Here is a 9,369-nt window from a genome sequence, read left to right on the forward strand (position 1 = left end):
ACATCGGTAGCCCGGGTTTTTGAACCCGGGCTCTACATTTTATTATGTTTTTGTTATGCATATTTAGTTATATACCAATTCCATCCACTGTGTAAAACCCATGCTATTATTATACCCACAGAAACAAGTCCTGTTTTAGTATAAATAACATAGGTTAACCATCCAAAAATACTATGACTTATTATGCTGGCTAATGCTGCCAGCCTGCCAACCCCTTTAGATGTGGTTTTAATATCATATATAGCCTCAATTACCCCAAATGTTATATGGGTTTCAATAATTGCTGACTTTAATAGCAGGGCTATTAAGGTTTTTGAAAGCTCCTCTATAAGAGGTACCATTAAAACTATTCCTCTACTACCTGTTCTATTTAGAATCCACCTATTCAATAAATAAGCATTAATTGCTGAAAGTATACCTGAAACAAGGAACATTTATAAACTCCCTTTATTAATAATATGCTTTGCTTATATTTCTCTATATTAGTTGAACTTATTCATTGCATAGGGAATATCCTTTTCAATTGCAGCCTCCACTGCTTCAGCTGCACTTATAATAGCTTCATTTATTAATGGAATTTCCTCCTTACTAAACAGGCTTAAAACAAAATCACTTAACTCCATAAATTCTGGCTTTCCTATACCGATTCTTATTCTTGGAAATTCGTCCTTTTGAAGCAAATAAATTATTGACCTCATTCCATTATGTGTTCCAGCACTACCTTTTTCTCTAATTCTAATGGAGCCTACATTAATATCTATATCGTCATATACAACTATTAGCTTGTTTAATGGCACTTTATAATAATTAACTATATCCAGCACGCTTTCTCCGCTAAGGTTCATATATGTTTGAGGCTTAACTAAAAGCACCTTTTCCCCTGCAATTACTCCATCTCCATATAGGGCCTTATGCTTTAACCTATTTACTTTTATTTGATTTCTTTTTGCTAGTAAATCTATTGTATGGAAGCCAACATTATGACGTGTGTTATCATACTTCCTACCGGGATTACCTAGTCCTACTACAGCATACATTATGTTCACCCCATATAATTCATTTAGTCGAATATTTTACTTACAGAAATATTCTTGTAAATTCTAGTGATGGCCTCTGCAAACACAGGGGCAACCGATATTACCTCTATCTTATCAATTAGCTTTTCTTTTGGCAAAGCAATTGTATTTGTTATTACTAGCTCCTCAATAGCCGACCCTTGAATTCTTTCAATTGCTGGGCCAGATAACACTGGATGTGTACAACAGGCATAAACACTTTTCGCTCCAAAGTCCTTTAGGGCATTGGCTGCTTGTGTTATCGTCCCTGCTGTATCAATTAAATCATCTACTAGAATTACTGTTTTCCCATCAACATCACCAATTATGTTCATTATTTCTGATACGTTTGCCTTTGGTCTACGTTTATCAATTATTGCAATTGGTGCATCTAAATAATTAGCAAAGTTTCTTGCCCTTGTGACACTTCCAAGGTCTGGGGATACAACTACTATGTCTTGTAATCCTTTACCATTAAAGTAATTCGCTAAAATTGGTACTCCCAAAAGATGATCTAAGGGAATGTTAAAATAACCTTGGATTTGGCTTGCATGAAGATCCATAGTTAAAACTCTATCTGCTCCTGCTGTTGTTATTAAGTCTGCCACTAGCTTTGCAGTTATTGGATCTCTGGCTTTTGCCTTTCGATCTTGTCTAGCATATCCATAATAGGGTAAAACGGCGGTTATTCTTCCTGCTGAAGCCCTCTTAAAGGCGTCTATCAATATTAGCAGCTCCATTAAATGGTCGTTTACAGGTGGATTAGTAGGTTGAACAACAAATACATCTGCCCCTCTAACTGTTTCATTTATATTTACTGCTATTTCCCCATCACTAAATGTGGTAACCTCTGCATTACCTAAGGGTACTCCTGTGTTACGGGCAATCTCCCTTGCTAAATCAGAATTTGCATTACCACAAAATATTTTAATTTCACTACCACTAGTATTCATACATCTTCCTCCTCTTATGTTTAGCAAATAGCTCCTTATTAGTTCTTATGTTTTTGACTTGTAACTACTCTTTATTATGTCCTTTTCTTTTTACCCAGCCATCTATGTTTTTTTGCTTGGCTCTTGCAATCGCTAATCCTTCTTTAGGTACTTCCTTTGTTATTGTGGAGCCACAGGCAACGTACCCGGCCTCTTTAACAGTAACAGGTGCCACAAGGTTGGAGTTGCTTCCAATAAAGGCATTATCCTCAATAACAGTTTTATTCTTTTCTTTACCATTATAGTTGACAAATACAACACCACAACCAATATTTACGTTTTTACCTACCTCTGCATCTCCTATATATGCCAAGTGGGATGCCTTTGAATTATCACCAATGGTAGAATTTTTAACTTCTACAAAATCTCCTATTTTAACATGCTTACCTATTTTACTATTGGGTCTTAAATATGCATATGGACCAATAGTAGAGAAATCATCCACAACACTATCAATTATTGTTGAGCTTTGTATTTCTACACTATTACCTATTGAAGAATTGTTAACTTTTGAATTCGCACCAATTATGCAGTCTTCGCCTATAACAGTGTTACCTTCAAGCATTGCACCTGGATATATTATTGTATCCATCCCTATTTTTACACTTTTTTCTATGTAGGTATTTTGTGGGTTAATTATAGTAGCACCTTGTAGCATATGGTACTGGTTTATTCTGCTTCTCATTATGGCCTCAACCTCTGCCAGCTGTTCTCTAGAGTTTACCGCCATAATATCTTGGTACTCTTTTATTTTATAGAGTCCTACTTCTTCACCCTTCTCTTTGATAATGGTTAATACATCTGTAAGGTAGTACTCCTTTTGCTTATTGTCATTTTTTAACTGTGGTAATGCTGATTTTAGGCTTTCTGCTGAGAAGCAGTAAATTCCTGAGTTAATCTCATTAATTTGCTTTTGGTTATCATTGGTATCCTTTTCCTCAACTATTTTATCTAATTGACCATTTGAATCTCTTACAATTCGACCATATCCATAAGGATTTTCTAGCTCTGTGGTTAATACAGTAGCCTTGTAATTTCCTTTATTATGATATTCTATTAACTGGTTGAGGGTTTTTTCAGTAATTAATGGACCATCACCATACAATACTAATATTGTGCCATGGTTTTCTATATAATCATATGCCATCATTACCGCATGGCCTGTTCCCAGCTGCTGTGGCTGTAAAACAGTTTTTACTTTTTGGGGTAAGCTTTTTTTTACGGTGTCTGCTTCATGGCCTACTACAACTATAGACTCTTGTACATTTGAAGCATTAGCAGCATCTAAAACATGCCCCAGCATTGTTTGTCCACATACTTTATGTAATACCTTTGGAATGCGTGACTTCATTCTTTTGCCCTCACCTGCTGCAAGAATAATTGCTTTTAATTCCATAATTTCACCTCGAGTTTTTCAATAATTTGTATTTAAAGTGTATAATTAAACTTAATTATTAATAGTTTATAAAGTTTTAATGTTTTCATCCCCTAATAGTTTATTATATTTTTGCAAATTAATGAAGCCCTAATGTAAAATAAAAAATAAAATTAGAAATAAAAAGGATTTTTTAATCATTTAATACAACCCACTGCTCTATAACCTTCTCCAGTTCTTTACTTAACTCATCTCGCTCATTATGTAGCCTATTTAGCTCCTCATACTGGCTTTGACATTCTGACATTGCTAAATCAATTTCTTTAATTTTATTTTCTAAAGCTTCAATCTGCCCTTCTGCTTTAACCATTCTTGATTCCTTCTGTTTCTCCTCATCAATTGTCCTTGTCCTTTTGGTTTTTTCCTTTTTTTCTACAGGCTCTTGATGGGTCTCTACAGACTGCTGATCTTTTAGATTTTTATAATAATCGTAATTTCCAGGATAGCTTTTAAAACCATAATCCTCAATGGCTATCACCCTTTGGCTTACCTTATTGATAAAGTATCGATCATGGGAGATGAAAAATATTGTGCCTTTAAACTCTTCAAGGGCCTCTTCGAAGGTTTCTATGGAGTCAATATCCAGATGATTGGTAGGCTCATCTAATATTAATAGGTTTACATCATTATATAATAACTGAGCCAGCTTCAGTCTAATCCTTTCACCACCAGATAAATGCTTTACCTTCTTGAAAACACTGCTTCCATAGAACATGAATTTTGATAGGTGCTCCCTAGCCTTTCCCTCTAGAATGAAGACATCATTTCTAAAGGCCTCCAAGACAGTTAGCTCTTCATCGAGAAAGGTCAGTTTTTGTGGTAAATATGCCGCCATCACATTGGCTCCTAGCTCCACCTTCCCACCATCTGGCTTCTCTTCCCCCAATAGCATTTTTAAAAGGGTGGTTTTTCCACTTCCATTGGGTCCAATTAATGCCACCCTTTCGCCAAAGTTAATCATTAGGTCTGCTTCTATAAATAAATCCTTGTCCACAAAGCTCTTTGACACTCCTAATGCCTTTATGGTTTCCTTTCCCGATCTTTGGGCAGCCTTCAAATTAAGCTTCATATTCTGCTTCTCGAAAATTGGCCTATCTATTCTTTCTATCTTGTCAAGTCTTTTTTGTATACTGGCAGCCCTCTTAAAAAACTTATTATTGTCAGCTCTTTGGGCCCAATCCCTTAAATCCTTCACAGCCTTTTCCATAGCATTTATTTGCTTCTGCTGTTCTCTAAAGTCTTCATATTGAAGAAGCATTTCTTCTTCTTTTTGATTAACATAGGCAGAATAGTTTCCCTTATAGGTTTTACTCTCCATATCTTCAATTTCTATAATTTTAGTAACTACATTATCTAAAAAATATCTATCATGGGAAACGACAATCACTATACCCTTGTATGTCTTAAGATAGTCCTCCAACCACTCAATGGAATCCATATCAAGATGATTGGTAGGCTCATCCAGAAGTAAGATGTCGGGGTTATCTATCAAAAGCTTTCCTAATACTACTGTTGTTTTTTCTCCACCGCTTAACAAGGCGAAATTCTTTTCTAAGAAGCTTTCATCAAATTTTAGGCCCTTACACACCCTACTTAGTTTTTCCTCTATTTCATAGCCGCCCTTTACCTCGAAGAGCTGTGAGAGTTGACCGTACCGTTTTAAGGTTTTATCCAACAAGCACCCTTCTAGGCTTTTCATTTTGCTTTCTAAATCCCTCATTTGCTTTTCTATTTCATAAACCTCTTCGAAGGCTAGATTTAAAATATCTAAAACCTTCAACCCCTCTGAATAATCAGGTATTTGATCCAGATAGGCTGTTGTGGCTTCTCTAGGCATGGAAATATAACCATCATCATAGCCTTTGCTCCAGGAGCCTGGGTAGCAATTTAAGGTTTCTATACCAGCTATTAATTTAAGAATGGTGCTCTTTCCGCTTCCATTTACGCCAACTATGCCTACCTTTTCTCCAGCATATACTTGAAAAGTTATGTTTTTTAAAACAAGGGTTGTATCCATATATTTTTGCACATTGTTAAAGGATAACTCAAACATTCCTATATCTTCCTCTCTATTATGTTCTTATATCGAGCCAGATAGAAATAACTTGCAAACTATTTAAAATAAAAAAACCATAAGAAGATAGCACCCTCTTACAGTCTAAAATTTATAGAAAAATATAATTTACTAAAATTAGAGGAGAGATAAAATCAATACCTATAATCTACTCCTGCTATAATGCAAGCTATATATTTAAAGTAACTATAATCTATTTTAGAAAAGCAAGTCCTTCTAAATGCCACATTTGCTAAAGAGTATAACAATAAAGCCTTAAAAAGCTTAGGCATATTATGTCTCAATATCAAATACATATTAATTTGGATAAATTAATATTAGCATATAGCTGGTGTCATGGCTTACTTTCCCCTTTCGGAATCTATTTAAAACTATAAAGAAAATTAAAAAGTAAAATAATAAAAACGAGATATGTTTTCATTAAATAGCATATATAAGTCTACAAATGCAAAATACTAGAGAGCCCCTCCGTATGACGAGGCTCTCCCTGCATTCGATTATTCAGCCATTATTTCAGCTTCTACTAAAATTTCTACTTCATCACCCATTTTTTCATACTCACCGAAAATCGCGTCTTGAATCATGGCTCTTGTCTCGGAATTAATTGGATGCGCAATATCTCTAAAATCGCCTTCCCCCATTTTTCGGCTAGGCATTGCAATAAATAATCCATTTTGACCTTCAATAATCTTAATATCATGCACAACAAATTGATCATCAAAAGTAACAGAAACAATTGCCTTCATCTTTCCTTCTGTAGCTACCTTTCTAATACGTACATCGGTCACTTGCATTATCCCCTCACCACCTTCCTTATGTCTGCTGCAGTAAATGCGAAGTTGTTTACTTCTCATATTCTCCAAAACTTGTAAATATCCTGCATTAATTTAATAACTTTTCAGAATTATTTTGTTATACCTTAGTTTTCGGCTTTTTTAGCCTAAAACCTAAGCTTAAAATATAGAGCTATATTATTTCAGGATTTGGGTAAATATTTATAATTCCTTCTTCTGCCTTTACTTCTTCTAATATTAACAGGGGTACATATTTATCAATCAGCTTTTTACTTGGTTCCTTTGTTGATATAAGCACTCCAACATCTTGAACCTCTACATTGATATCCTTCATCATGTCCGTCATGCCTTTAGCAGTTCCTCCACCCTTCATAAAGTCATCAATAATTATTACCGTTGAATTTGGTTTTATTGCCCTCTTAGATAACGACATTTTTTGTATATTTCCCGATGAACCAGAAATATAATTAATGCTTATGGTTGACCCTTCTGTTACCCTACTATCTCTTCTTAATATAACAAGTGGTAGATTCATTGCCTTCGCCACCATCATAGCTATAGGTATTCCTTTCGTTTCTACTGTTATAATATAATCAACATTTTTATAGTTTAGTTGTGATGCAAAAATCTCTCCTAAATTGTTAGTAGTGATAGGATCAAATATTATATCCGTCATATACAGAAATCCACCTGGAAGTATTCTATTTGGGTTTTGTAGCTGGCTACATATACCTGTTAATACTTCTTTATTCTTTGAATTGCTTGTTTGGGGTATATATTTTACGCCACCAGCGGCTCCTGAAAAGGTTTCTATTCTTCCTAGCTCCATTTTTTCCATTGTTTGCTTAACAATTACAATATCTTCACTAATTGTAGATTTTGCAGAATTAAATTTTTCAGTAAAATAGTTTAGTGTAAATATTTTATTAGGTTGATAAGAAAGGATTTTTACCATAGCTGCTATCCTTTCATTCCTTTTAAGCTTGTACATGCTATTCCTCCGAACGTGAATTATTTTTATTATTATGTTTATTTTATTCGTTTTTATTTGTTTATTCAATGAAAAACTTTAAATTAAAAGTTTAAATTAAAAAACTCTGCAATTATTAGCAGAGTTTTTTTATCTATTTAAAATTCTTTTTCTCCATTATAGTCTGAGGCTGTTTTAAGCATGTCCACGTTTTTGCTATCTTGAATATATGCTGCATCAAAGGTTGTATCTATTATCTTCCATTCTCCATTAATTAAAACCTCATTCCAAGCATGATATTCATTTGGTATTAAGTCGGTATAGCCCTTTACCATCTTGGTTGGTACCCCTACACTTCTCATCATTGCTGCAAATAATGATGAGTAGTCATAGCATATGCCTTGTCCACTTTCTAGAATCTCATCTATATCAGGAAGGTAGCTTGAAGTTATAGTGCTTATTTTCTCGTAATCATATTTAATATTTTTAACAATATAGCTGTATATAGCTTCTAGCTTTTGTTGTTCACAATCTATTCCTTCAGTTATTTCAGATGCTTTAATTATTGCTTTGTTATCTCTTTTCCAATTTATTTCTTGTATTGAGTTTAAGTAGGTTATTGAACTATCTTGAAGGTTTATATTTATTTCTTTATTTAATACTGTTTTATACTTGTTTCCTTCTGTATTCTCCATAACTCTTATCCTATAGCTTCCATTACCCATTTGTAGTGGAAAAAGTTGAATTTCATCCTTCTCATATAAATTATAGCTATATCTTGTCCCATCTTTTTCAACAAGTAATTTAACTCTATTATTTACATCACCGTTAATATAAACTCCCACCACACCCAAATCTGTATCTTCATCAGTTATGGTTATTTGATTTTCTACCCCATAGGTAAACAGAGTTGTTGATATAAAAAGCAGTAAAATGAAAATTATTAAACTTTTCTTCATAATAAAACTCTCCCTTCGGTGGCTAGGCTGCCTTTCTTTCGATTAGGCCCTTTAGCTTTGCGTCCCAGCCTTTCGGCTGGTTTGCCATTATCGGTGAAAAGTATTATATTATCAAAAACAAAAAACTCCTCTTTCGGTGGCTAGGCTGCCCTTCTTTCGATTAGGCCCTTTAGCTTTGCGTCCCAGCCTTTCGACTGGTTTGCCTTTATCGTGAAAAGTAATTTTATTAGAAAATAATAAAACTATATCACTATTACTATTGTTATGTGAACTATATGTATAACTATTATACACTAGAACAACTATTGATTGCAAATGATTTGTACATATTTTTTTAATTTTTAGTTAATTATTATTTACTCTAATCTAATTCTTCTAAAACAGCATGAACAATCAATCTATGGGTTGCTGTATCTATTGGGTGACAGGTTATAAGGGTTAATATTTTATCCTTTTGATTTCTATTTAACACAGAAATATCCTCTGGCTCAACTAAATGCTTTTTATATACAACATACCTGTAGTTTTTTTTATCCTTATTAATCTGAATTTCATCACCTACTTCAAGCTCATCTAAGCGATGAAAAAATCTTCCATAGGTGTGACTTCTATGGGCTGCTAGTGCAGTATTTCCTACCTCACCTATAGGGGTAGTTTCTTTAAGCCATGCTGCCCCTATCTTTAGGTTTAATTCTGAGGTGCCCTCCAGTATAGGTAGATTAAGGTTTATTTCATCTATTTTTAATACCCCAATAGGTAATACAGCTGGCTTTTGGTTTTTTTGATGGTCTGAGTTTTCTATAGCCTGAGCCTCCATTAGCTCCCTCATTTCATCCCCTAAAACCCTTTGCAGCTGAAAATAATTTGATTCTACAGCTTCTGACTCAATGGTCTCAGTTAACTGGGCTATTTTTTCATATTCCTCCATTACCTTTCTTTGCATATACCAGGTAAAGCCCCTCTCCAATAGGGGATATGTAAAAACAATTAATCCTAATATAATTAATATTACTGATAGCTTTCTTCTCATTCTCTACAGCTCCATTAAAAATATTTCTTAATGCTATATTACTATATATATGTTTTTTAT

At 34.0% G+C, this 9,369-nt stretch carries 9 protein-coding genes and 2 riboswitches; all 9 genes read right to left on the reverse strand.

The genetic code is table 11. The features are described from left to right. Positions 1–53: 53 nt before the first annotated feature. A complete protein-coding gene (locus F8154_RS12365; protein WP_151861936.1) occupies positions 54–434 on the reverse strand; it encodes a hypothetical protein in 381 nt (126 codons plus the stop codon). 48 nt (positions 435–482) lie between these two features. Continuing rightward, positions 483–1,037 (reverse strand): aminoacyl-tRNA hydrolase, encoded by a 555-nt coding sequence (gene pth / locus F8154_RS12370; protein ID WP_151861937.1) that lies wholly within the window; start codon positions 1,035–1,037, stop codon positions 483–485. Positions 1,038–1,060: 23 nt separating this feature from the next. Next, positions 1,061–2,008, reverse strand: a complete 948-nt coding sequence (locus F8154_RS12375) for a ribose-phosphate diphosphokinase (RefSeq protein ID WP_151861938.1) — start codon at positions 2,006–2,008, stop codon at positions 1,061–1,063. Positions 2,009–2,072: 64 nt separating this feature from the next. Beyond that, positions 2,073–3,443, reverse strand: a complete 1,371-nt coding sequence (glmU, locus tag F8154_RS12380) for a bifunctional UDP-N-acetylglucosamine diphosphorylase/glucosamine-1-phosphate N-acetyltransferase GlmU (RefSeq protein WP_151861939.1) — start codon at positions 3,441–3,443, stop codon at positions 2,073–2,075. 172 nt (positions 3,444–3,615) lie between these two features. Further along, on the reverse strand, positions 3,616–5,535 hold the full coding sequence (gene abc-f / locus F8154_RS12385) for a ribosomal protection-like ABC-F family protein (RefSeq protein ID WP_151861940.1): 1,920 nt from the start codon (positions 5,533–5,535) through the stop codon (positions 3,616–3,618). Positions 5,536–6,053: 518 nt separating this feature from the next. Continuing rightward, a complete protein-coding gene (gene spoVG / locus F8154_RS12390) occupies positions 6,054–6,350 on the reverse strand; it encodes a septation regulator SpoVG (RefSeq protein ID WP_151861941.1) in 297 nt (98 codons plus the stop codon). A gap of 172 nt (positions 6,351–6,522) precedes the next feature. Then, positions 6,523–7,341: a pur operon repressor gene (gene purR, locus F8154_RS12395; protein WP_151861942.1), complete on the reverse strand. Its 819-nt coding sequence runs from the start codon at positions 7,339–7,341 to the stop codon at positions 6,523–6,525. 137 nt (positions 7,342–7,478) lie between these two features. Beyond that, positions 7,479–8,279, reverse strand: coding sequence for a transglutaminase-like domain-containing protein (locus tag F8154_RS12400; RefSeq protein WP_151861943.1), 801 nt, complete (start codon positions 8,277–8,279; stop codon positions 7,479–7,481). A 14-nt stretch (positions 8,280–8,293) separates the two neighbouring features. Continuing rightward, a riboswitch (cyclic di-GMP riboswitch) is annotated at positions 8,294–8,375 on the reverse strand. A 36-nt stretch (positions 8,376–8,411) separates the two neighbouring features. Continuing rightward, positions 8,412–8,493, reverse strand: a riboswitch (cyclic di-GMP riboswitch). Between the two features lie 147 nt (positions 8,494–8,640). After that, a complete protein-coding gene (locus F8154_RS12405) occupies positions 8,641–9,309 on the reverse strand; it encodes a class D sortase (RefSeq protein ID WP_151861944.1) in 669 nt (222 codons plus the stop codon). Between the last annotated feature and the right edge of the window lie 60 nt (positions 9,310–9,369).

The organism is Alkaliphilus pronyensis (assembly GCF_009017275.1).
Taxonomy (GTDB): Bacteria; Bacillota; Clostridia; order Peptostreptococcales; family Natronincolaceae; genus Alkaliphilus_C; species Alkaliphilus_C pronyensis.

Coding starts and splice junctions, on each gene's coding strand:
- F8154_RS12400 (WP_151861943.1), bottom strand. CDS start 8,279: ATGAAGAAAAGTTTAATAATTTTCATTTTACTGCTTTTTATATCAACA.
- glmU (WP_151861939.1), bottom strand. CDS start 3,443: ATGGAATTAAAAGCAATTATTCTTGCAGCAGGTGAGGGCAAAAGAATG.
- purR (WP_151861942.1), bottom strand. CDS start 7,341: ATGTACAAGCTTAAAAGGAATGAAAGGATAGCAGCTATGGTAAAAATC.
- pth (WP_151861937.1), bottom strand. CDS start 1,037: ATGTATGCTGTAGTAGGACTAGGTAATCCCGGTAGGAAGTATGATAAC.
- F8154_RS12405 (WP_151861944.1), bottom strand. CDS start 9,309: ATGAGAAGAAAGCTATCAGTAATATTAATTATATTAGGATTAATTGTT.
- abc-f (WP_151861940.1), bottom strand. CDS start 5,535: ATGTTTGAGTTATCCTTTAACAATGTGCAAAAATATATGGATACAACC.
- F8154_RS12375 (WP_151861938.1), bottom strand. CDS start 2,008: ATGAATACTAGTGGTAGTGAAATTAAAATATTTTGTGGTAATGCAAAT.
- F8154_RS12365 (WP_151861936.1), bottom strand. CDS start 434: ATGTTCCTTGTTTCAGGTATACTTTCAGCAATTAATGCTTATTTATTG.
- spoVG (WP_151861941.1), bottom strand. CDS start 6,350: ATGCAAGTGACCGATGTACGTATTAGAAAGGTAGCTACAGAAGGAAAG.